Annotated in this window: 12 protein-coding genes and 1 tRNA gene; 10 read left to right on the forward strand and 3 right to left on the reverse strand. The window is 73.4% G+C overall.

All coding sequences use genetic code 11. The features are described from left to right. Positions 1–48 precede the first annotated feature (48 nt). Complete coding sequence (locus HCK00_RS15575) at positions 49–801, forward strand: DegT/DnrJ/EryC1/StrS family aminotransferase (protein ID WP_168102553.1); 753 nt, start codon at positions 49–51, stop codon at positions 799–801. A 16-nt stretch (positions 802–817) separates the two neighbouring features. Next, positions 818–890 (forward strand) — tRNA-Thr (locus HCK00_RS15580). Positions 891–962: 72 nt separating this feature from the next. Here the strand turns inward: HCK00_RS15580 and HCK00_RS15585 are convergent. Continuing rightward, the gene (locus HCK00_RS15585; RefSeq protein ID WP_168102690.1) at positions 963–3,668 is read right to left on the reverse strand and encodes a SpoIIE family protein phosphatase; all 2,706 of its coding nucleotides are present in this window, start codon (positions 3,666–3,668) and stop codon (positions 963–965) included. A 390-nt stretch (positions 3,669–4,058) separates the two neighbouring features. Between HCK00_RS15585 and HCK00_RS15590 the strand changes: the two genes are divergently transcribed. From HCK00_RS15590 to HCK00_RS15625, 8 genes are all read left to right on the forward strand, one after another. Next, positions 4,059–9,590 carry a HAMP domain-containing protein gene (locus HCK00_RS15590; protein WP_168102554.1) on the forward strand — a complete coding sequence of 1,844 codons (5,532 nt, stop codon included), beginning with the start codon at positions 4,059–4,061 and terminating at the stop codon, positions 9,588–9,590. 236 nt (positions 9,591–9,826) lie between these two features. Further along, entirely contained in the window at positions 9,827–10,501 is a 675-nt protein-coding gene (locus tag HCK00_RS15595; protein WP_168102555.1) for a response regulator, read from the forward strand. A 109-nt stretch (positions 10,502–10,610) separates the two neighbouring features. After that, complete coding sequence (locus tag HCK00_RS15600) at positions 10,611–13,409, forward strand: DNA translocase FtsK (protein ID WP_168102556.1); 2,799 nt, start codon at positions 10,611–10,613, stop codon at positions 13,407–13,409. A 182-nt stretch (positions 13,410–13,591) separates the two neighbouring features. Further along, positions 13,592–14,389, forward strand: a complete 798-nt coding sequence (locus tag HCK00_RS15605) for a helix-turn-helix domain-containing protein (protein WP_168102557.1) — start codon at positions 13,592–13,594, stop codon at positions 14,387–14,389. A gap of 134 nt (positions 14,390–14,523) precedes the next feature. Further along, positions 14,524–16,083 carry a 30S ribosomal protein S12 methylthiotransferase RimO gene (gene rimO / locus HCK00_RS15610; RefSeq protein ID WP_168102558.1) on the forward strand — a complete coding sequence of 520 codons (1,560 nt, stop codon included), beginning with the start codon at positions 14,524–14,526 and terminating at the stop codon, positions 16,081–16,083. Then, entirely contained in the window at positions 16,080–16,775 is a 696-nt protein-coding gene (gene pgsA, locus HCK00_RS15615; protein WP_168102559.1) for a CDP-diacylglycerol--glycerol-3-phosphate 3-phosphatidyltransferase, read from the forward strand. The genes rimO and pgsA overlap by 4 nt, the downstream gene beginning before the upstream one ends. 256 nt (positions 16,776–17,031) lie before the next feature. After that, positions 17,032–17,412 (forward strand): helix-turn-helix domain-containing protein, encoded by a 381-nt coding sequence (locus tag HCK00_RS15620; protein ID WP_168102560.1) that lies wholly within the window; start codon positions 17,032–17,034, stop codon positions 17,410–17,412. A 204-nt stretch (positions 17,413–17,616) separates the two neighbouring features. Next, positions 17,617–18,105 carry a Dps family protein gene (locus tag HCK00_RS15625; protein WP_168102561.1) on the forward strand — a complete coding sequence of 163 codons (489 nt, stop codon included), beginning with the start codon at positions 17,617–17,619 and terminating at the stop codon, positions 18,103–18,105. Between the two features lie 675 nt (positions 18,106–18,780). On the opposite strand, the gene HCK00_RS15630 is transcribed toward HCK00_RS15625, so the two are convergent. Next, a complete protein-coding gene (locus HCK00_RS15630; protein ID WP_168102562.1) occupies positions 18,781–19,584 on the reverse strand; it encodes an Fpg/Nei family DNA glycosylase in 804 nt (267 codons plus the stop codon). Between the two features lie 203 nt (positions 19,585–19,787). Beyond that, positions 19,788–24,569, reverse strand: a complete 4,782-nt coding sequence (locus tag HCK00_RS15635) for a DEAD/DEAH box helicase (RefSeq protein WP_168102563.1) — start codon at positions 24,567–24,569, stop codon at positions 19,788–19,790. Positions 24,570–24,683: the final 114 nt, after the last annotated feature.

Consider the following 24,683-nt stretch of genomic DNA (forward strand, 5'->3'; position numbering starts at 1 on the left):
GTGCTCCGGGTCACCGGGAATTCACCTCCGCCCCGCACCATCGTGCGCATGGGACGTGTTGCGGAGAGACTTGAGCGGGCTCTGACCGGTTCCGGCATCGGCCTCGGTGACGAGGTGATCGTGCCGTCGTTCGTCGCGGCCGAGGTGGCGGAGGCCGTCCGGTCGTCCGGTGCCACAGCGGTGTTCGCGGACATCGGCGCCGACACCTACTGTCTCTCACCGGACGAGGCGGCGGGCGCCGTCACCGCCCGTACGGCCGCCATCGTGCCCGTCCACCGGTTCGGGCACCGTGCTGATCTGGCCCGCCTCGGGGAGGTGGCCCGGCGCCACGGCCTGCTCCTGCTCGACCAGGAGGAAGACGAGAGCCCTGCGGCGGACACGTTGCGCCGGCAGGCGAACGCCGCCTATCTGACGGCGCGTCTCAAGGGGGTGGAGACGCCACGGGTGCTTCCCGGTGCCGGGCACACCTACCACCAGTACGTCGTCCGGGTACCTGGCAACGGCCGGCCCGACCGGGACGCGTTCGCCTTGCTGCTGCGAGGCAAGGGCATACCCTGCCGGGTGCCCGTGCCGACCCCCGTCCACCGGACGCGGGACTTCCGCGAGGAGGGTTCCGTCCGGGGCCCGCTCCCGGAGACGGACCGGGCCGCCGATGCCTGTCTGGCCCTGCCGGCCGGGGCCCAGCTGGGCCGGCGTGAGTTGCAGCGGGTGGTGTCCGCCTGCAACGCGCTGGGCGGCCTGCTGGGTTCGCTGCCGCGTCCCCGGGGGAGTGGTCGGACGCACTCCCGCGCTCGGGTATGATCGACTCCGTCGACGCGCCCCAATAGCTCAGTCGGCAGAGCGTCTCCATGGTAAGGAGAAGGTCTACGGTTCGATTCCGTATTGGGGCTCGAACAGCGCAGGCCCCCGTCACATGGCGGGGGCCTTCGTGCTGTCCGGGGAACCCGGAACGGCCGGGCCGGTCAGCCGGAGCCGGGTTCGGCTCGCGGCTCCGGGACGCGGAGGGCCAGGATGGCCATGTCGTCCGACGCCGGCTCGGCGGCGAAGCGCTCGACGGCACGGAGCACGCGGGCGGCGACCGCGCCCGCCGTCAGCCCCGTGCAGGTCGCCAGGACGGCGGCCAGGCCGTCGTCGCCGAGCATGCGGAGGCCTTCGCGGCGCTCCGTCACGCCGTCCGTCACGCAGAGCAGGACGTCGCCGGGGGACAAGGTGACGGTTTCCTCGTGCAGTTCGAGATCGTCCATCACGCCGAGCAGCGGCTGGGGCTCCGCGGCGGTCTCCACCGTTCCGTCCTGCCGCAGCCGCAGGGGCTGCGGATGGCCCGCACAGACGACCTTGAGCAGCGCGCTGCCGTCCTCCTGGGGCCACAACTCGCCGTAGAGCAGGGTGAGGAAGCGGCTCCGGGCGCCCTCGTCCAGGATGGCGGCGTTGAGCCGCTCCAGCACGGCGGGGCCGCCGAAGCCCTCACGGGCGAGCAGCCGCAGGGCGTGCCGCGCGAGGCCGGTGACGGCGGCGGCCTCCGGGCCGGTGCCGCAGACGTCGCCGATGGCGAAGCCGTAGGCGCCGTCCCGGATCGGGAAGAGGTCGTAGAAGTCCCCGCCGACCTCGTTGCCCTCCCCGGCCGCACGGTAGATCACCTCCACCTCCACGCCCGGGACATCGGGCAGCTCCGGCGGGAGCAGACTGCGCTGGAGGGACTGGCTGATGGCCGTGCGCTCGGAGTACAGCCGGGAGTTGTCCAGCGCGAGCGCGGCCCGGCGGGACAGATCCTCGGCCAGTTCGAGGATCTCCTGGCGGAAGTGCTCGTCGGAGGGTTTTCCGAGGGTGAGCATGCCGATCACGCGGTTGCGGGCGACCAGCGGCAGCACCACCGTCTCGCCGCCCACCGCGGAGGCCGTGGCGAGAGAGGGGCCGGGGCCGTGCGTGGCACCCGAATCGTCACCGAGGCCGACGTTCCGCAGAGAACTGCGGAGCGCGGAGGAGTGCGCGGCGTCGCTGGGGGCCGTCCACACCCGGGCGCCGGGGGTGGGCACCGGATCGGGCGGGGCGACCTTGCCCAGCAGGGTCTTCAGGCCGTCGATGCGGTCCTCGTCCTCGTGGAGCACGTAGGAGAGCTCGGGTTCGGCGGACTGGTCGCCGACCGTGTAGACGGCGCACCAGGTGGCGAGGGTCGGGACCGTCATCTGGGCCATCAGCGCGAGGGTCTGGTCCCGGTCGAGGGTGCCCGCGAGCAGGTCGGAGGCCTCGACGAGGAAGGAGAGCGAGCCGCGGCGGAGCCGCTCCAGCTCGGTGAGGCGGGCCCGTTCCACGGCCAGGGCGATCCGGTCGGCCGCGAACTGCAGGCGCAGCGCCTCCTCGTTGCTGTAGCGGCCGGCCGCCTCGGCGGCCACGCCCAGCGAACCGGTCAGCCGCCCTTCCACCTTGAGGGGGACGGTGACGACGGAGCGCATCCCGGTGCCGGCGAGGAGCGGTACGGCGCCGGGCACCACGGTGAGGTCCTCGTGGACCGCGGGCATCCGGGCGGAGCCGTACCGTCCGGTGCCGGCCTCGACCGGGACGCGGGCGAAGCGCTGGCGCGCCGAGGGGAGCCCGGTGGAGGCGCGGACCTCGAGCTCGGTCTCGTCGTCGGTGGCGAGGAGGAGGTAGGCGGCGTCGCCGTCGAGCATGTCCCGGGCGCGCTCCACGGTGCGCTGCAGCAGACCGTCGAGGTCGTCCGGGGCCGGGGAGCCGATGAAGACCTCGAAGGGGTCGGTGGCCGAGCCCGGCCGGTCGCCCGGGGCGGTGGCGTCACCGCCGGAACCCGTGGGGCGCGAGGCTGTCTGCAGCACGGCGCGTTCGTGATCGCGTACCAGCAGGCAGACCGTGGAGGGCGCCCCGGCCGCGTCCCGGACCCGCAGGTGGGCGGCGTAGACGGGGACGACCCGGCCGTCGGCGGCCCGGATGCCGTAGGAGCCCTCCCAGCGGGAGAGCTGGAGCGCCTCGGCGATGCCGGTGCTCGTACCGGGGGTGTGCGGCCAGGCGGCGAAGTCGGTGAGCCGGCGGCCCAGCGCCTTCGCCGCCTCGTGACCGAAGAGGACCTCGGCGTCCTCGTTCCAGGAGCTGACGGCGCCGTCGCCGTCGAGCTGGACCACGGCGACCCGGACCCGGGAGTCGGCGACCGGCAGGGCGTCGACGGGGAGGGCCGGGCCGGCGGAGCGGGTGCCCGCGGGGCGCTCGGGCAGGTCGAGCTGGAACCAGACCTGTTTGTGCGTGGCGCTGTACTCCACGCCCCAGCTGGTGGCGATGGCTCCGCAGAGCATCAGGCCGCGACCGCCCTCACGGTCGGGATTGGCGGCCTGGGCCGCGTTGAACTGCAGGGGGACGTCGCGTTCCGGGTAGCGGTCGGCGACCTCGACGCGCACGCCCCGGTCGGTGCGCAGGCAGAGGACGTCGGCGGCGGTGCCCGCGTGGACCACGGCGTTGGTGACCAGCTCGCTGGTGAGGACGACGGCGTCGTCGACGATGTCGGAGTGCCCCCAGCCCTGGAGGGTGTCCCGGACGAAGGCGCGGGCGCCGGCGACGGAGCGGCCGACCGGCGGGAAGGTGGCCGTGGCCTGGGCGGTGACCACCGCCAGGGCCGGAAGCGGGGCGGGGACGGAGCCGCCGTCCCCGCCCTCGGTCACCCGCATCGGCGGCACGGCCGGGGCACCGGCGAACGCGGTGCCGTCGGGGCCCCCGGGCGGAGGGCCGTCGTCACCGCCCGTGCCGTCCCGTCGGACCAGGCTGTCGCCCCGCTCCTTCATTCCACTCCCTACGGCCGGACGGCCCGCGGCCGCGGCGCATCCGGGCCTCTGACTCACGTGCTGCGCCTCCGGCGGATCGGCCGGAGGTGGACAGCCGCATGCAAGGTTACTTACCTTCGCCGTCCGCGAGGATGCCGGTCGCGGGTGATTCCCCCCGGAGAGTGCCGTCGGACGGTGTGCGATGCTGCCGAACTGTTATGGCCTGGTTGGGACGGGGTGAAACACTGGGCAGGCTTACTGAACCGGGGAGTACGGTCGATCCTGCAGGAGGGCACGGTGGAGTCGGGCGCAGCTGCGCGAAGCACCAGGACGCGCGCGAAGAGCGGGGGCTCCCGTGGCGGCGGGACGACCGAGGTGGACACGGCGGCGCTGGACCGCTTGCTCACCGGGTTGACGGCGATGCGGGACGGAAACTTCCGGAAACGGCTGAGCGTCTCCGGAGACGGGATCATGGCGGAGATCGCCACCGTGTTCAACGAGGTCGCCGACCGCAATCAGCATCTGACCGGGGAGATCGCCCGCGTCCGGCGGGTCGTGGGCCGGGAGGGCAAGCTCACGGAGCGGCTGGACACGGGGTCCTGTAAGGGCTCGTGGGCCACCGCGATCGACGGTGCGAACGCGCTGGTGGACGATCTGGTGCGGCCGGTGTCGGATGTCGGCCGGGTGCTGTCGGCGGTCGCGGAGGGCGATCTCGAACACCGGATGGATCTTCGCTGGCAGGGGCCGGGCGGGGCCACGCACCCGCTGCGGGGGGAGTTCCTGAAGGTCGGCCGCACGGTCAACGGCCTGGTGGACCAGTTGTCGGCGTTCACCGACGAGGTCACGCGGGTGGCCAGCGAGGTGGGCACGGAGGGCAAGCTGGGCGGCCAGGCCAAGGTGCGCGGGGTCTCCGGTTCCTGGAAGGACCTCACGGACTCCGTCAACACGATGGCGTACCGGCTGACCGCGCAGGTGCGGGACATCGCCCTGGTGACGACGGCGGTGGCCAAGGGTGACCTGTCACGCAAGGTGACCGTCCATGTGGCCGGTGAGATGCTGGAGCTGAAGAACACCGTCAACACGATGGTGGATCAGCTCTCCGCGTTCTCCTCGGAAGTGACGCGCGTCGCGCGTGAGGTGGGCACCGAGGGCGAACTCGGTGGGCAGGCCCAGGTGCCCGGGGTCGCGGGCGTGTGGAAGGACCTCACGGACTCCGTCAACCTCATGGCGGGCAATCTCACGGGCCAGGTGCGGGACATCGCCCTGGTGACCACGGCGGTCGCCAAGGGCGACCTGTCGCAGAAGGTGACGGTGACCGCGCGGGGCGAGGTGGCCCAGCTCGCCGAGACGATCAACACCATGACCGAGACCTTGCGGACCTTCGCCGACGAGGTGACGCGCGTGGCGCGCGAGGTCGGCGCCGAGGGCGAGCTCGGTGGGCAGGCCCAGGTGCCCGGCGCGGCCGGCATCTGGAAGGACCTGACGGATTCCGTCAATACGGCGTTCCGTAATCTCACCGGTCAGGTGCGGGACATCGCGCAGGTGACGACGGCGGTGGCCAACGGTGACCTGTCGCAGAAGGTCACCGTGGACGTCTCCGGCGAGATGCTGGAGCTGAAGAACACGGTCAACACGATGGTGGACCAGCTGTCCGCCTTCGGCGCCGAGGTGACGCGCGTGGCGCGGGAGATCGGGGTCGAGGGTGAGCTGGGTGGCCAGGCGCAGGTCCCGGGCGCGGCGGGCACCTGGAAGGATCTGACGGATTCCGTCAATACGGCGTTCCGTAATCTCACCGGTCAGGTGCGGAACATCGCGCAGGTGACGACGGCGGTGGCCAACGGCGACCTGTCGCAGAAGGTCACCGTCGACGTCTCCGGCGAGATGCTCCAGCTGAAGAACACCGTCAACACGATGGTGGACCAGCTCTCCTCCTTCGCCGACCAGGTCACCAGGATGGCCCGGGACGTGGGGACGGAGGGCCGGCTCGGCGGGCAGGCGCGGGTGGACGGGGTCTCCGGCACCTGGAAGGACCTGACCGATTCCGTCAACTTCATGGCCGGGAACCTGACCTCACAGGTGCGTCAGATCGCGCAGGTGACGACGGCCGTCGCGCGCGGTGATCTGTCCCAGAAGATCGAGGTGGACGCGCGGGGCGAGATCCTGGAGCTGAAGAACACCATCAACACGATGGTGGACCAGCTCTCCGCGTTCGCCGACCAGGTGACGCGCGTGGCCCGGGAGGTGGGCACCGAGGGCAGGCTGGGCGGACAGGCCCAGGTGCCGGGCGTCGCCGGGGTGTGGCGCGACCTCACCGACTCCGTGAACGGGATGGCGGGCAACCTCACCGCCCAGGTCCGCAACATCGCGCAGGTCGCCACGGCGGTCGCCCGCGGTGACCTCTCCCAGAAGATCGACGTCGACGCCCGCGGGGAGATCCTGGAGCTGAAGAACGTCCTCAACACGATGGTGGACCAGCTCTCCTCGTTCGCGGAGCAGGTGACGCGGGTGGCCCGGGAGGTGGGCACCGAGGGCATCCTCGGCGGCCAGGCGGAGGTGAAGGGCGTCTCCGGCACCTGGAAGGACCTCACCCAGTCCGTCAACGGCATGGCGAACAACCTGACGACGCAGGTGCGGAACATCGCGCAGGTGACGACGGCGGTGGCCAACGGCGACCTGTCGCAGAAGGTCACCGTGGACGCGAAGGGCGAGATCCTCGCCCTGGTCACCACCGTCAACACGATGGTGGACACGCTGTCGTCGTTCGCGGAGCAGGTGACGCGGGTGGCGCGCGAGGTGGGCACGGAGGGGCAGCTGGGCGGCCAGGCCCGGGTGCGTGACGTGTCGGGCATCTGGAAGGACCTGACGGACAATGTCAACCTGATGGCGAACAACCTCACCATCCAGGTCCGCAACATCGCCCAGGTGTCCTCGGCGGTGGCCAACGGCGACCTCACCAAGAAGGTGACCGTCGAGGCGCGCGGCGAGGTGGCGCAGCTCGCCGACACCGTCAACACGATGGTGACCACGCTCTCCTCGTTCGCCGACGAGGTGACCCGGGTGGCCCGGGAGGTGGGCACGGAGGGCATCCTCGGGGTGCAGGCCCGGGTGCCCGGTGTCGCCGGCACGTGGAAGGACCTCACCGAGTCCGTGAACTCGATGGCGTCCAACCTGACCGGCCAGGTCCGCAACATCGCGATGGTGACGACCGCGGTGGCGAAGGGCGACCTGACGAAGAAGATCGACGTGGACGCCCGGGGCGAGATCCTCGAACTCAAGACCACCATCAACACCATGGTGGACCAGCTCTCCTCCTTCGCCGACCAGGTGACGCGCGTGGCGCGTGAGGTGGGTACCGAGGGGCAGCTCGGTGGTCAGGCCCGGGTACGCAACGTGGACGGCACCTGGCGCGACCTCACCGAGGCGGTCAACGAGATGGCGGGGAACCTCACCCGCCAGGTGCGGGCGATCGCCGCCGTTGCCGCGGCGGTGACCCGGGGCGACCTCAACCTCAAGATCGACGTCGACGCCGCGGGCGAGATCCTGGAGCTCCAGGACAACATCAACACGATGATCGCCACGCTCCGCGAGACCACCCTCGCCAACAAGGAGCAGGACTGGCTGAAGGGCAACCTCGCCCGGATCTCCGGCCAGATGCAGGGGCGGCGCGACCTCGCCGACGTCGCCCGGCTGATCATGAGCGAGCTGACCCCCGTGGTCTCCGCGCAGCACGGCGCGTTCTTCCTCGCCGCTCCGGCCGACTCCGAGTCCACGGAGGTCGCGGCCATCGACGACGAGGGCTCGTACGAGCTGCGCATGATCGGTTCCTACGGCTACTCGATGGGGGCCATGCCGACGTCCTTCCGGCCGGGGGAGTCGCTCATCGGCACGGCGGCGGAGGAGAAGCGCGCGATTCTGGTCGAGAACGCGCCGCCCGGCTACCTCAAGATCTCCTCGGGGCTGGGCGAGGCCCCGCCGGCGCATGTGATCGTCCTTCCGGTGCTCTTCGAGGGCCGGGTCCTCGGTGTGATCGAGCTGGCCTCGTTCCAGCCCTTCACCCAGATCCAGAAGGACTTCCTGAGGCAGATCGCGGAGATGATCGCCACGAGCGTCAACACCATCAGCGTCAACACCAAGACCGAGGTGCTGCTCAAGCAGTCCCAGGAGCTGACGGAGCAGTTGCAGGACCGTTCCGAGGAGCTGGAGAACCGGCAGAAGGCCCTCCAGGCGTCCAACGCCGAACTGGAGGAGAAGGCGGAGCTGCTGGCCCGTCAGAACCGCGACATCGAGGTGAAGAACACCGAGATCGAGGAGGCACGGCAGGTGCTGGAGGAGCGGGCCGAGCAGCTCGCGGTCTCCATGCGCTACAAGTCCGAGTTCCTGGCGAACATGTCGCACGAGCTGCGCACCCCGCTCAACTCGCTGCTGATCCTGGCGAAACTGCTCGCGGACAACGCCGAGGGCAACCTCTCCCCGAAGCAGGTCGAGTTCGCCGAGACGATCCACGGGGCCGGTTCCGATCTCCTCCAGCTCATCAACGACATCCTCGACCTGTCGAAGGTCGAGGCGGGGAAGATGGACATCAGCCCGTCCCGGATCGCGCTGGTCCAGCTGGTGGACTACGTCGAGGCGACGTTCCGGCCGCTGACGGCCGAGAAGGGCCTGGACTTCTCCGTCCGGGTCTCGCCGGAGCTGCCGGGCACCCTGCACACCGACGAGCAGCGGCTGTTGCAGGTGCTGCGGAACCTGCTGTCCAACGCCGTGAAGTTCACCGACAGCGGGGCGGTGGAACTGGTCATCCGCCCGGCCGGCGGCGACGTCCCGGATCCGATCCGGGAGCAGTTGCTGGAGAGCGGCTCGTTGCAGGAGGTGGACGCGCGGATGATCGCCTTCTCCGTCACGGACACCGGCATCGGTATCGCGGCGAGCAAGATGCGCGTCATCTTCGAGGCGTTCAAACAGGCGGACGGCACCACCAGCCGCAAGTACGGCGGCACCGGCCTCGGACTCTCCATCAGCCGGGAGATCGCCCGGCTGCTGGGCGGGGAGATCTACGCGGCGAGCGAACCGGGCCGCGGCTCGACGTTCACGCTCTATCTGCCGCTCAACCCCGTCGACCTGCCGCCGCAGGGCTACCCGCAGCTCACCCCGGGGGCCACGGGAGCGATCCGCGGTCCCCGGGAGCTCCCCGCGCCGCTGCCCGAGCCCGCGGTGCCGGGAGAGGGCGCGGAGACGGGAGAGGGGGCGCCCGCCGAACGGCCGGCGCTCCACCGTGCCACCCCGCGGCGCGCCCTGGAGAGCGGCCGGCATGACGCGGCGGTGCGCCGGCCGGCACCCGCACCGGCGTCGGAGCCGGTGCGGGAGGAGCCCGCGGAGGAGCCCCGTCCGGCACCGCGGGAGCTGTGGCCCGCCGGGGGCCAGGGGGCGCTGCAGCGCCACGGCGGTGGCTTCCGCGGGCGGAAGGTGCTGATCGTCGACGACGACATCCGCAACGTCTTCGCGCTGACCAGCGTGTTGGAGCAGCACGGGCTCTCCGTGCTGTACGCGGAGAACGGGCGCGAGGGGATCGAGGTCCTGGAGCAGCACGACGACGTGGTGCTGGTGCTGATGGACATCATGATGCCGGAGATGGACGGTTACGCCACGACGGCGGCGATCCGCCGGATGCCGCAGTTCGCCGGACTGCCCATCATCGCCCTGACCGCCAAGGCGATGAAGGGGGACCGGGAGAAGAGCATCGAGGCGGGCGCCTCGGACCATGTCACCAAACCCGTGGACCCCGACCATCTGCTGACGGTGATGGAGCAGTGGATGCGGCCCAGGACCGACTGACGGGGGGACGCCGGTGTGGGAGCGCCGTGGCCGGGGAACTTTCCCGTCCCACGGGACGTTTCCGCTGCGTGCACAGTGACATCCCGGTGACAGGGTGTGGCGACGGGCGGGGTACGGTTACCATGACCGGCACAAGGACGGGCGGCGTAAGGGAGTCGTCCCCCGGGGTGGCCTATGGTGCTTCCCCGCGCTCATCGAGCAGGGGAGACACCGCGCCGGGGCGAGGAGGACGGGCCATGGTGCAGAAGGCCAAGATCCTCCTGGTCGATGACCGGCCGGAGAATCTGCTGGCGCTGGAGGCGATCCTCTCCGCGCTCGATCAGACACTGGTGCGGGCATCGTCAGGGGAGGAAGCGCTCAAGGCGCTGCTGACGGACGACTTCGCGGTCATCCTGCTGGACGTCCAGATGCCGGGGATGGACGGCTTCGAGACCGCGGCACACATCAAGCGGCGGGAGCGGACCCGCGACATCCCGATCATCTTTCTGACGGCCATCAACCATGGCCCCCACCACACCTTCCGCGGGTACGCGGCGGGCGCCGTGGACTACATCTCCAAGCCCTTCGACCCCTGGGTCCTGCGGGCGAAGGTATCCGTCTTCGTCGAGCTGTACATGAAGAACTGCCAGCTCCGTGAGCAGGCCACACTGTTGCGGGCGCAGCTGGACGGCGCCCGCCCCGAGCCCGGCCGGACGGCCGAGCCCACGGGGGTGCTCGCGGAGCTGTCGGCGCGGCTGGCCGCGGTCGAGGAACAGGCGGAGGCGCTCTCCAAGCAGCTCGGCGACTCGGCGGACGCGGCGGCGGTGGCGACGGCGGCGCATCTGGAGCGCAAACTCACCGGCCTGCGGCGCGCGCTGGACGCCCTGGAGCCGGGCGCGGGCGGGTCCGGGGTGATCCCGCCGGTCGACTGACGCCGCTCACGCCGCGTCACCGGTGCCGCCCGCGCGGCTGATTGCGACACGAACGGGTGAACCGGTGGGCACGCGTGTCCGCAACGCCGCGCACCGGTAACCTCGGCCCATGGCCTCACGTACGTCCGGCAAGGGTTCCCAGGGCACAGCGGGCACCCCGCAGGCGCGCGGCGGCCGTGGAGCGGGCGCCGCCCGTAAGCCGCCCGCGCGGAAGGCTCCCGCCAGGAACGCCCCTGCCAGGAAGGCCGCGGCCAAGCGGCCGGCCGCGCGGAAGCCCCCGGCCCGGCCGGCCCCGTCCGCCATGGGGGGCCTCTGGCGCCTGGTGCGCGCGCTGTGGCTGGGCCTCGCGCACACCGTCGGCGCGCTGGTGCGGGGGCTGGGGCGCGGTGCGGCGAATCTCGATCCCGCGCACCGCAAGGACGGGCTGGCCCTGCTGCTGCTGGGGCTGGCGCTCGTCGTGGCGGCCGGTACCTGGTCCAGCCCGGAGGGGCCGGTCGGTGACCTGGTCGAGATGCTGGTCACCGGAGCGTTCGGCCGGCTGGACCTGCTGGCTCCGCTCCTGCTGGGCACGGTCGCCGTGCGGCTCGTCCGGCACCCGGAGAAGCCGGAGGCCAACGGGCGGATCGTCATCGGGCTCTCCGCCCTGGCCGTCGGGGTCCTGGGCCAGGTCCACATGGCGTGCGGCTCCCCGGGGCGCGGGGAGGGCACCGAGGCGATCCGGGACGCCGGCGGGCTGATCGGCTGGGCCGCCTCCAAGCCGCTGATCTTCACGGTCGGCGAGGTGCTGGCGGTGCCGCTGCTGGTGCTGGTCACCGTCTTCGGGCTGCTCGTCGTCACGGCCACCCCCGTCAACGCGGTACCGCAGCGGCTGCGGCTGCTCGGAGAGCGGCTGGGGGTCCTGGAGCCCGCCCCGGAACGCCTGCTGACCCCCGACGACGCGGAGTACGACCAGGAGTGGCGGAAGCACCTGGAGCCCCCGGCGCGCCGCGGTGCCTCCCGCTCCGGACCGGCGGAGCAGGACGCGCCCGCCCGCCGCCGCAAGCCCCGGCGCGCGCCGGGCGGGCAGCAGGGCGGCCGCTCCTCGGAGGCGGTGGACGTGGCCGCCGCCGCGGCGACCTCCGTGGACGGCGCCGTCCTGCACGGTGTGCAGCCCTCGCCGCTGGTGGCCGGGTTGAGCCACGGGGTCGCCGGCGAGCGCTCCGCGGAGCTGCCCGGCGCGCGTGAGGCGGGGACGGCCGACGCCGCGCCGGACGCGCCCCGGCCCGAGCCGGCCGGCCGTGGGCGGGGCGGCGGGGCCTCCGGTGCGGCCGTGTCCGGCGGGGCGCCCGGCCGGACGTCCACCGGGACGGGGTCCGTGCCGGATCTGACGCGCCAGGCTCCCGAGCCCGCCGAGCCGCTGCCCCCGCGGGCCGAACAACTCCAGCTCTCCGGGGACATCACCTACGCGCTGCCCTCGCTCGACCTGCTGGAGCGCGGCGGCCCGGGGAAGACCCGCAGCGCCGCGAACGACGCCGTGGTGGCATCGCTGACCACCGTCTTCACCGAGTTCAAGGTGGACGCCGCGGTCACCGGCTTCACCCGCGGCCCGACGGTCACCCGCTACGAGGTGGAGCTCGGCCCGGCGGTCAAGGTGGAGCGGATCACCGCGCTGACCAAGAACATCGCCTACGCGGTGGCCAGCCCCGACGTCCGGATCATCAGCCCCATCCCGGGCAAGTCCGCGGTGGGCATCGAGATCCCGAACACCGACCGGGAGATGGTCAACGTCGGTGACGTGCTGCGGCTGGCCGACGCGGCGGGGGACGAGCACCCTCTGCTGGTGGCGCTCGGCAAGGACGTCGAGGGCGGCTACGTCATGGCCAACCTCGCGAAGATGCCGCACATCCTGGTCGCGGGAGCGACGGGCTCGGGCAAGTCGTCGTGCATCAACTGCCTCATCACATCGGTGATGGTGCGGGCGACGCCGGAGGACGTGCGGATGGTGCTGGTCGACCCCAAGCGGGTCGAGCTCACCGCCTACGAGGGCATCCCGCATCTGATCACCCCCATCATCACCAACCCCAAGCGCGCCGCCGAGGCGCTGCAGTGGGTCGTCCGCGAGATGGACCTGCGCTACGACGACCTGGCGGCGTACGGCTTCCGGCACATCGACGACTTCAACACCGCCGTGCGCGCGGGGAAGGTCACCGCGCTGGAGGGCAGCGAGCGGGAGCTGCAGCCGTACCCGTATCTGCTGGTGATCGTGGACGAGCTCGCGGACCTCATGATGGTCGCCCCGCGGGATGTGGAGGACGCGATCGTCCGCATCACCCAGCTGGCGCGCGCCGCCGGCATCCACCTGGTGCTGGCCACCCAGCGGCCCAGCGTGGACGTGGTCACCGGCCTGATCAAGGCGAATGTCCCCTCCCGGCTGGCGTTCGCGACCTCTTCCCTCGCCGACAGCCGGGTGATCCTCGACCAGCCGGGCGCGGACAAGCTGATCGGCAAGGGGGACGGGCTGTTCCTGCCGATGGGCGCGGGCAAGCCGACCCGGATGCAGGGCGCCTTCGTCACGGAGGACGAGATCCGGGCGGTCGTCGCGCACTGCAAGCAGCAGATGGCCCCGGTCTTCCGGGACGACGTCACGACCGGCTCGGGGAAGAAGAAGGAGATCGACGAGGAGATCGGAGACGATCTCGACCTGCTGTGCCAGGCGGCGGAGCTGGTGGTCTCCACCCAGTTCGGGTCCACCTCGATGCTCCAGCGCAAGCTGCGGGTGGGCTTCGCCAAGGCGGGGCGGCTGATGGACCTCATGGAATCGCGCGGGGTGGTCGGCCCCAGCGAGGGTTCCAAGGCGCGTGACGTGCTGGTGAAGGCGGACGAATTGGATGGAGTGCTGGCGGCGATCCGTGGGGAGAATCACTCCTGAGAGAGGTGTGGTGCAACCGTTTCGCCTGTTGCCGCGTCACATCGGGTGAGCCGGCCGGGTGTGTGCGACCGCCGGGCGGCCGTCCCGTTGGCGTACAACCCGGCCCGCCCGGTTGCCGCGCCCTTTCGCACCCCCTCTAGACTGAACTTCCAGCAGGTGGCTACAGCTCGAAAGGCCTCCCCGTGTCCTTGGGCAACTCCCCCGCAGACGACCGGCCTTCCGTCGGACGCGCGCTCCAGCAGGCCCGCCTCGACGCGGGACTCACCGTGGACCAGGTCAGTGCGGTGACCCGGGTGCGCGTCCCCATCATCCAGGCGATCGAGCAGGACGACTACGAGCCCTGCGGCGGGGACGTCTACGCCCGCGGGCACATCCGGGCCGTGGCCCGGGCGGTCGGTGTGGACGCCGCCGCCCTGGTCGACCAGTTCGACGCCGAGCACGGCGGCCGGCCGCAGCCCACCCCGGCGGCCCCGCTCTTCGAGGCGGAGCGCATCCGCCCCGAGCCGAGCCGGCCCAACTGGACTGCCGCCATGGTCGCCGCGATCGTCGCCGTCATCGGTTTCGTGGGCTTCACGCTGGTCAGCGACGGGGACGAGGGCAAGGGCGCCCCGGCCGCCGGTGACTCCGCCACGAGCAGCCCGAGCCCGCAGCCCAGCGACACCAAGCCCGCCGACCCCAAGCCGGAGCCCTCCGACTCGGCGATCGCCGCGGCCCCCGCGGACAAGGTCACGGTCAAGCTGACCGCCGAGGACGGGTCCAGCTGGATCCTGGCGAAGGATCACAACGGAACCGTGCTCCACCAGGGCGTTCTCCAGGAGGGCGACTCCAGGACCTTCACCGACGAGGAGCAGATCGACCTGATCCTCGGCAACGCCGGTGCCGTACAGCTGTACGTCAACGGCAAGGAGGTCAAGGACGACTACAAGCCCGGTGAGGTCCAGCGGCTGACGTACACCAAGGGCGACCCCCAGGCCGGCTGAACGACGCGCCGCCGCGGGCTGCCACCGTCCGGCGCGGCTCGCGCCACTCTCCGGCCCTCCGGCTGCCGGGCGTGTCCCGGAGCGTCCCCAGGCCTGCGGGTGGGCGTGTCCGCCGGACAAAGTACGCTGAGCACATGCCCGAACGCCGTACCGTCGCACTGGTCACCCTTGGCTGCGCTCGTAACGAGGTGGACTCGGAGGAGCTCGCAGGCCGCCTCGCGGCGGACGGATGGGAGCTCGTCCCGGAGGCCGCCGACGCGGATGTCGCCGTCGTCAACACCTGCGGGTTCGTCGAGGCGGCGAAGAAGGACTCGGTGGACGCCCTCCTGGAGGCGAACGACCTCAAGGCGGCGGCCGCCGGCGGCGAGGGCCGTACCCGCGCGGTCGTGGCCGTGGGCTGCATGGCCGAGCGGTACGGCAAGGAGCTGGCCTCGGCGCTGCCCGAGGCGGACGGCGTGCTGGGCTTCGACGACTACGCCGACATCTCCGAGCGGCTGCGCACCATTCTCGGCGGCGGGGTCCACGCCTCCCACACCCCGAGGGACCGCCGCAAGCTGCTGCCCATCAGCCCCGTCGAGCGCCAGGGAGCCGAGGTCGCGCTGCCGGGTCACGGAGAACTGCCGCCGTCCGCGCCCGCCGATCTGCCACCCGGGGTGGCCCCGGCCTCGGGCCCCCGCGCGCCGCTCCGCCGGCGGCTGGGCACCGGCCCCGTCGCCTCGGTGAAGCTGGCCTCCGGCTGTGACCGCCGCTGCTCGTTCTGTGCCATCCCCTCGTTCCGCGGTTCCTTCGTCTCCCGCCGCCCGGCCGACGTCCTGGCGGAGACCCGCTGGCTCGCCGGGCAGGGCGTCAAGGAGGTCATGCTCGTCTCCGAGAACAACACCTCCTACGGCAAGGACCTCGGCGACATCCGGCTGCTGGAGACGCTCCTGCCCGAACTGGCGGGTGTCGAGGGCATCGAGCGGGTGCGCGTCAGCTATCTGCAGCCCGCCGAGATGCGCCCCGGGCTGATCGACGTCCTCACCGGCACCCCCGGAGTGGTCCCGTACTTCGACCTCTCCTTCCAGCACTCCGCCCCCGGCGTGCTGCGCGCCATGCGCCGCTTCGGGGACACCGAGCGCTTCCTGGAGCTGCTGGAGACCATCCGGTCCCGCGCCCCGCTGGCCGGCGTCCGGTCCAACTTCATCGTCGGCTTCCCCGGCGAGACGGAGGAGGACGTGGCGGAGCTGGAGCGCTTCCTCACCGCCGCGCGGCTGGACGCCATCGGTGTGTTCGGTTACTCCGACGAGGAGGGCACCGAGGCGGCCGGTTACGGCGCGAAGCTGGACGAGGACACCGTCGCCGAGCGCCTGGCACATGTCTCCCGGCTCGCGGAGGAGCTGACCGCGCAGCGGGCCGAGGAGCGGATCGGCGAGAGCGTGCACGTCCTGGTGGAATCCGTCGGTGACGAGGGCGGGGCCGGCGGCGCCGAGCTCGCGCAGGGGGTTGCCGGGGCCGTCGGCCGGGCCGCGCACCAGGCGCCGGAGACCGACGGGCAGACGCTGCTGACCGGCTCCGGCGGGCTCGTCCCCGGCCGGCTGGTCGAGGCGAAGGTCGTGGCGGCGGAGGGGGTGGACCTGGTCGCGGAGCCGGTACCGGCGCTCTCGGGGCGGGCGCCGGAGGGTGGCGCGCCCTGTACCGAGGGGGCGGGCACATGACCGGGGTACCCGCCTCCGCGGCGGGTGGCCAGGGCCGGCCCCGGCCCCACGCGGCTGCCCCGGCGGGCGCGACCGCGGTGACGGCGCGCCAGGCCGGCCTCTGGAACATCGCCAATGTGCTCACGATGATCCGGCTGCTGCTCGTCCCGGGCTTCGTCCTGCTGATCCTGCAGGACGGCGGTTACGACCCGCTGTGGCGCGCCCTGGCCTGGGCCGCGTTCGCGGTCGCCATGATCACCGATCTCTTCGACGGCTATCTGGCCCGCCGGTACGACCTCGTCACCGACTTCGGCAAGATCGCCGACCCGATAGCCGACAAGGCGATCATGGGGGCGGCGCTGATCTGCCTCTCCGCACTCGGTGATCTGCCCTGGTGGGTCACCGGTGTGATCCTGCTGCGCGAGCTGGGCATCACCCTGCTGCGGTTCTGGGTGATCCGGCACGGTGTCATCCCCGCCAGCCGCGGCGGGAAGCTGAAGACCCTCGCCCAGGGCACGGCGGTCGGCCTGTACGTCCTGGTGCTCACCGGGCCGCTCGCCACCCTGCGCTTCTGGATGATGGCGGTCGCCGTGGCGCTCACCGTCCTCACCGGGCTCGACTACGTGCGCCAGGCGGTCCTGCTGCGCCGCGCCGGCCTGGCGCGTGAGCGGCGGGGAGCCGCCGGCGCGCCCACCGGAGGCGCGGAGCGGTGAACGCCGTCGTGGCCGCCGACGTACTGGGATGTACCGGGGGTGACGCGGTGTCCACGGAGGGGAAGAGGCGAACGGTGGACGGGGGCGGTGGACGGTGGGCCGGGAGCGCCGGGCGGGCAGAATACGGAACACAGCGGGGGGAATTGATGTTTGCAGCCCTGAGTGAACACGTCATCGCTCCCCGCACGGCTGCCGTCCAAGGCGGTACGGTGGGGCGAGAAGTATCCGGATCCGAGGTCCGAGGAGGGAGCCACCGATGATTCTGCTCCGTCGCCTGCTGGGTGACGTGCTGCGTCGGCAGCGCCAGCGTCAGGGCCGAACCCTGCGTGAGGTCTCCTCGTCGGCGCGGGTCTCCCTCGGCTATCTCTCAGAGGTCGAACGGGGGCAGAAGGAGGCTTCCTCCGAGCTGCTCTCCGCGATCTGTGATGCGCTGGATGTGCGGATGTCGCAGGTCATGCGGGAGGTGAGCGACGAACTGTCGCTCGCCGAGCTGGCGCAGTCGGCCGCGGACGAGACCGTGCCCGCGCCGATGAGGCCGAGGCTCAACCCGGTGTCCGTGACCTCCGTGACCGGTGTCCCGGAGGAGCGTGTGACGATCAAGCCGCCCACCGAGGCCGTGGACGTCGTCGCCGCCTGACACTCCGGCCCGTTCTCGCTCCGGCCCCCGACGGTATTCCGTCGGGGGCCGGAGCCGTGTCCGGCCCCGCCGGTGCGGCACCGGCGGGGCCGCGGTGCCCGTGAGCCGTGTCACCCGGGAGTGGCCGATTCTCCGGACATGCCTGCTGCGCGGAGGGTATGCGAAGGTGGAGAAGGGTTTACCGGACAAAGCAGGAGGAATGGCATGGCTGTCGTCAAGAGCCCGCTGACCGACGAGGGCGACCGCCGGGTGGTCGCGGAAGCCCTGCAGGGCGCTCTGGTGGATCTGGTCGACCTCTCGCTGCTGGCCAAGCAGGTGCACTGGAACGTGGTGGGGCCCCGGTTCCGCTCCGTACACCTCCAGCTCGACGAGGTCGTGGACACCGCCCGTGAACACGCCGACACCGTCGCGGAACGCGCTTCCGCCCTGGGGATCTCCCCGGACGGCCGCGCCGAGACCATCGCCAAGACCAGCGGCATCGACACGGTCAAGGAGAACTGGATCCGGGACACCGAGGCGGTGAAGGCGCTCGCCGACGCCCTCGGTTCGGTGATCACCCGGATGCGGGACCGGATCAAGGCCACCGACGAGCCGGACCCCGTCACGCAGGACCTCATCATCGCGGTGACCGCCGACCTCGAGAAGCACCGGTGGATGTTCATCGCCGAGGACGCCGAGGGCCTCGGCGCCTGAGGACGGGCCCCGCCGCCCGCACCCCGCGGCAGCCGGCGGCGGGGCGCAGGGCTCTCCCTTCCCCGGCCTCCTCCGTCGGCGCCGGGCGAACCGCCTTCCGAAGGAGGCCGCCACCGTGACGCTGCACCTCCCGACCGCCCCGAGGGGCGCGGCACCGGGCGCGATATCCGGGTCGGCCCGGGCACGAGGGATACCCGGCGCGATATCCGGGGCCATACGCGCTCTGCCGCGTCCGGTCCGCCTGGGCCTCGCGCTGGGGCTGGCGGGGGTGTGGTGGTACGCGGTGGTCCGGCTGGCGGTGGCGCCCGGGGACGCGGGGGCCACCGAGGCGGCTGTCGCGGCCGGCGGCTGGGGGCTGGGCCTGCTGCCCGTGCACTGCGCCCCACCGAAGCCGAGGGGCGCCGGGGGGCGGCTCAGGCGGCTCAGGGAAGCCGCCGCCGGACGGGACCCGGGCCATGGCGGACCGGCGCTTCACCCGATCGGACCTGAGCGGCCCGGGGAAACCGGCGGGGAAGGGATGCCGGAAGGACGGCGGCCCGCGGAGGCGGTGGATCCGCGGGAACGGCGGTCGCCTTGGGCGCACGCGGGGGACGGAAGCGCGGGGTGGTGGGACAGGGGGTCCGGAGGCTCCTCAGGTCGCGAGCGCGGAGGCCCTTCGGAGCGCGGGTGTGCTGGTCAGGGACCGTCGGGGAACGGACCGGTCTGGCAGCGCGGACACCAGTAGGTGACGCGCTCCCCTCGGGCGTCGTCCTGGCCCGTGCCACGGACCGGGATCCCGCAGCGGAGGCAGGGGTGGCCCGCACGCCCGTACACCCACAGCGGGCGCGCGCCCCGCGGATCGGCCGTGGTGCTCCGGACCGGCCGCGCCTTGTTGAGGTCCAGCAGTTTCGCCCCGAGCGCCACCAGCCGGGCCGGAGCACGCATCTCGCCGACCGGCAGCCAGGGGGAGACGCGGAGCAGGAAGCACAGCTCCGACTTGTAGACATTGCCCAGACCCGCGAGATTCCGCTGGTCGAGGAGCGCCGCACCGAGTGGCCGGCCCGGGTCGGCGAGCAGCCGCCGCCGGGCCTCCTCCGGATCCCAGTCCGGCCCGAGGGGGTCCGGCCCGAGATGGCCGACCACCCTGTCCTCGTCGGTGGTGCGCAGCAGGTCCAGCACCGGCAGCCGGTAGCCGACGGCGGTACGGGAATCCGTGGCGAGGACGGCGCGGATCTGGTGTGCCGGGCCGCCGCGCGGGCGCTCACCCGCGGGGCCGACCCGCCAGGCACCGTCCATCCGCAGATGGGAGTGGAGGGTGAGACCACCCTCGAAGCGGGCCAGCAGATGCTTGCCGCGGGGCGTCACCCGCAGCACCCGGCGGCCCGAGAGGTCGGCGGTGGCCAGCTTGGGGACCCGCAGGTCGCTGTGGACCAGACGGTCGCCGGCGAGTGCTTCGTGCAGGCGGCGCGCCGTCCGCCAGACCGTGTCTCCCTCGGGCATGTGGCCATGATGCCTCCACGGGACGGGGCCGTGCCGGGGTGCGCCTCGGTTCCTCCCGGGCCGCGCGGCCTCCCGGCTGCGCCGTCCGGGACGCGCTCCGGACGGGGTGACCTCCGTCGTCCGCCCGGTCCGCCCGGTCCGCCCGTCCGTCCGGGCCGTCCCGTCCCTCCCGTCCGCACCCCCGCCCGCTCCGGCGGGGGCCGTCAGCGGGGGCGGATGCGCAGCCCGCGCGGGGAGGCGTGGAAGCCGGCCGCCTCCAGGGCGGCGCCGACGGGAGAGGAGAGCGCGGGAGCGCCGTTGACCCGCTCCACGGTGACCGTGCCCAGCGCGCCCTGCCGCGCCGCTTCCGCGAGCGCCTCCACCGCCGGCCCCAGGAGGGCGCCACCCCCGGCGGCGGCCTCCTCGCCGGGCTCCCTGGTCCAGGCGAGCAGGGTCCGGCCGCCGCGCTCCACGTAGAGCACCAGTTCCCCGTCGACCAGGACCACCAGGGAGCCTGCCTTCCGGCCGGGCCGGTGGCCCGCGCCGGCGGGCGGATCGGGCCAGGGGAGCGCGGCGCCGTAGGCGTTGGCCGGGTCCGCCGCCGCCAGGAGGACCGCGCGGTCCCGTCCTTCCGGTGCCGCGCCCCGGGGCCCGGGCGCGCCCGGGAACGGCGGGTGTTCCACCGTCTCCCGTTCCCGCGCCGTGGCCAGGGCGCGGAGCCGGTCCACCGCGCCGTCCATCGCGAACTGCGCGGCGCCCAGCCCTTCGACCACGTAGCCACGGCGGGCGAGGCCGGTGTCCTCGAAGACCGAGAGCACCCGGTAGGCCGCGGAGAACCCGCCCTCGACGCCTTCCGCGGCGACCGCGCCCCGGGTCACGACGCCGTGCCGGTCGAGCAGGGTCTGGGCGAGGGCGTGGGCCCGGCGGGTCGGGTCCGTCTCCCGCTCCGGCAGCAGGGACCAGCGGCCCGCGACCGTCGGCGGGCCGCCCGCCGGGGCCACGCGCCGGGACGGCGAGGGGGCGAGCGAGCCGTACCGGCCGCGTGGCGCCGCGCGGCGCGCCCGGTGTGCCGTGGCGCCGACGGTGCGGCCCGAGCCGAGCAGCGAGCGCAGCGGCGCCAGGGTGTCGTTGGTGAGCCGGCCCGACCAGGCCAGGTCCCAGATGGCGTCCGCCAGCCGGCCGTCGGAGCAGTCCGGGTGGCCCGTGGCGCGCACCCGCTCGGCGATCTGCCGGAAGAACAGGCCGTACCCGCCGGAGAGCGACGCCAGCACGGACTCGTGCAGCGGCCCGGCCTCGAACGGCAGCGGGGCGGGCAGCAGCAGTGGCGCCGTGTCCGCCGGGTACAGCGCGAGCCAGCCGTCCTTGCCCGGCAGTGCGCCGGCCCCGGCCCATACCACCTCGCCGGTGGTGGTCACCTCGTCGAGCAGGGCGGGCGAGTAGCCGCCGACCCGGGACGGCAGCACCAGTTTCTCCAGGGCGGAGGCGGGGACGGGGGCGCCCTGCAACTGCTCGACGGCCCGCAGCAGGCCGTCCACGCCGCGCAGGCTCCGCGCCCCCAGCTGCTGCCAGCGGGGGAGGAAGGCGCCGAGCGCGGCGGGCTCCACCGGCTCCAGCTCCCGGCGGAGCGCGGCCAGGGAGCGGCGGCGCAGCCGGCGCAGCACGCCGCTGTCGCACCACTCCTGCCCGGCGCCCGCGGGGTGGAACTCTCCCTGGACGACCCGGTCCGCGGCGGCGAGCCGGCGCAGCGCGCCGTCCGTGACGGCGATGCCCAGGCCGAACCGGGCCGCGGCGGCGGCCGAGGTGAACGGGCCGTGGGTGCGCGCGTAGCGGGCGAGGAGATCGCCCAGCGGGTCGGCCACGGGTTCGGTGAACGCCTCCGGTACGCCGACGGGCAGGGCCGTGCCCAGGGCGTCACGGAGCCGTCCGGCGTCCTCCACGGCCGCCCAGTGCTCCGTCCCGCCGATCCGGACCCGGATGACGCGGCGGGCGCGGGCCAGCTCCTCCGCCCAGCCGGGCTCCGCGCCCCGCTCGGCGAGTTCGGCGCCGGTGACCGGGCCGAGGAGACGCAGGAGGTCGGCGACGCTCTCCGGGTCCTTGGCGCGGCGCTCCTCCGTCAGCCACTGCAACTCCCGCTCCAGGCCGTCGAGCACCTCGGCGTCGAGCAGCTCCCGCAGCTCGGCCCGGCCCAGCAGCTCCGCCAGCAGCCGGGAGTCCAGCGAGAGGGCGGCGGCCCGGCGCTCGGCGAGCGGGGAGTCGCCCTCGTAGAGGTACTGCGCGACATAGCCGAACAGCAGGGAGCGGGCGAACGGGGACGGCTCGGGGGTGGTCACCTCGACCAGCCGCACCCGGCGGGCCTCGATGTCGCCCATCAGCTCGGTGAGGCCGGGGACGTCGAAGACGTCCTGCAGGCACTCGCGGACGGCCTCCAGGACCACCGGGAAGGAACCGAATCCGCTGGCCACCTCCAGCAGCTGGGCCGCCCGCTGCCGCTGCTGCCACAGCGGGGTGCGCCGCCCCGGGTCGCGGCGCGGCAGCAGCAGGGCGCGCGCCGCGCACTCCCGGAACCGCGCGGCGAACAGCGCCGAGCCGCCGACCTGGTCGGTGACGACCCGGTCGACGTCCTCCCGGTCGAACAGGACGTCGGACGCGCCCACCGGCGGCCGCGCCGGGTCGGACGGCGGCTCCGGAAAGGCCGGGGCGGCGCCCTCCGGGCCCTGCCCGCCGGGCGCCGTGTCCAGGTCGAGCAGGTCGAGATCCATCATCCCGGCGTCCGGCAGGCGGAGCACGATCCCGTCGTCCGCGTGCATCACCTGGGCGTCCATGCCGAACCGCTCGGTCAGCCGGGCGCCCAGCGCCAGCGCCCACGGGGCGTGCACCTGGGCGCCGAAGGGGGAGTGCACGACGACCCGCCAGTCGCCCAGCTCGTCGCGGAAGCGCTCCACCACCACCGTGCGGTCGTCGGGGACGTGGCCGCAGGCGTTCCGCTGCTCCTCCAGATAGGCCAGCAGGTTCCGCGCGGCGAGGGTGTCCAGCCCGGCGGCGGACAGCCGGGCCATCGCCTCCGCGGGGGCCAGGGCCCCGATCTCGCGGAGGAACGCGCCCACCGCGCGGCCGAGTTCCAGCGGGCGGCCGAGCTGGTCCCCCTTCCAGAACGGCAGCCGCCCCGGGACCCCCGGCGCGGGGGAGACCAGCACCCGGTCGCGGGTGATGTCCTCGATCCGCCAGCTCGTGGTGCCGAGGGTGAAGACGTCCCCCACCCGTGACTCGTACACCATCTCCTCGTCCAGCTCCCCGACCCGGCCGCCCCCCTTGCGGGGGTCGGACCCGGCGAGGAAGACACCGAAGAGGCCGCGGTCGGGGATGGTGCCGCCCGAGGTCACCGCGAGCCGCTGGGCGCCCGGGCGCGCGGTGAGCGTCCCGGCGACGCGGTCCCAGACCAGGCGGGGCCTGAGCTCCGCGAAGGCGTCGGAAGGGTAGCGGCCGGCGAGCATGTCGAGCACGGAGGTGAACGCCGACTCCGGGAGGGAGGCGAAGGGCGCGGCCCGCCGCACCAGCTCCAGCAGCTCCGCCACCTCCCAGGTGTCCATCGCCGTCATCGACACCACGTGCTGGGCCAGGACGTCCAGCGGGTTCGCCGGGATCCGCAGCGCCTCGATGGCCCCGGCGCGCATCCGCTCCGTCACCACCGCCGACTGCACCAGATCGCCCCGGTACTTGGGGAAGACCACCCCGGTGGAGACGGCGCCCACCTGGTGCCCGGCCCGGCCCACGCGCTGCAGCCCGGAGGACACCGAGGGCGGGGACTCCACCTGGACGACCAGGTCCACCGCGCCCATGTCGATGCCCAGCTCCAGGCTGGAGGTGGCCACCACGGCCGGCAGCCGGCCGGCTTTCAGCTCCTCCTCCACCTGGGCCCGCTGTTCCTTGGAGACCGAGCCGTGGTGCGCCCGGGCCAGCAGCGGCGGCGCGCCGCCGGCCGCGCCGGAACCGCCCATCAGCTCGGCGGGGGAGTGGTCCTCGGGGAGCGGTTCGCCCGTCGCGCGCTCGTAGGCGATCTCGTTCAGCCGGTTGCAGAGCCGCTCCGCCAGCCGCCGGGAGTTGACGAAGACGATCGTCGAGCGGTGTGCCTGCACCAGATCGGCGATGCGTTCCTCGACGTGCGGCCAGATCGACGGGCGCCCGGCGGCTCCGTCCCCGTCCCCGGCCGGGGCCCCCGGGGCGTCGGTGGCGGGGGAGCCGCCCAGCTCGCCCAGGTCCTCCACGGGAACGACCACGGAGAGCGCGAACTCCTTCGCGGAGGGCGGCTGGACGATCTCCACCCGGCCCCGCGGCGCGAGGTAGCGGGCCACTTCCTCCACGGGGCGGACGGTGGCCGACAGCCCGATCCGCCGGGCGGGGCGCGGCAGCAGGGCGTCCAGCCGCTCCAGGGAGAGGGCGAGATGCGCGCCGCGCTTGGTGCCGGCGACGGCGTGCACCTCGTCGAGGATGACCGTCTCCACCCCGGCCAGGGCGTCCCGGGCGGCGGAGGTCAGCATCAGGAAGAGGGATTCGGGCGTGGTGATCAGGATGTCCGGCGGGCGGGACGCGAGGGAGCGGCGCTCGGCCGCCGGGGTGTCGCCCGAGCGGATGCCCACCCGCACCTCCGGCTCCGGCAGGCCCAGGCGGACCGACTCCTGGCGGATGCCCGTGAGCGGGGAGCGGAGGTTGCGCTCCACGTCCACCGCGAGCGCCTTCAGCGGGGAGATGTACAGCACCCGGCAGCGCTTTCCCGGTTCGGCCGGCGGGGGGACGCTCGCCAGCCGGTCCAGGGCGGCCAGAAAGGCGGCGAGCGTCTTGCCCGAGCCGGTCGGGGCGACCACCAGCACGTCCGACCCGGCGCCGATGGCCCGCCAGGCCCCCTCCTGTGCCGCCGTGGGCGCGGTGAAGGCGCCCGTGAACCAGGCGCGGGTCGCCGGGGAGAAGGCTCCGAGAGCCGGGGTGGCCGGGACGGCCGGATCGTGCGGCATGGTCCCATCGTGCACCCCGGGACCGACAACGGGGCTCCGCCGCCGGCGGACCGCGGGAGGACGGCCGGGCCGGGGCGGCGACCGGACCGGGAGCCGCTGCGGGATACTGGGGCC

The sequence above is a fragment of the Streptomyces zingiberis genome (assembly GCF_012034935.1).
Lineage (GTDB): Bacteria > Actinomycetota > Actinomycetes > Streptomycetales > Streptomycetaceae > Streptomyces > Streptomyces zingiberis.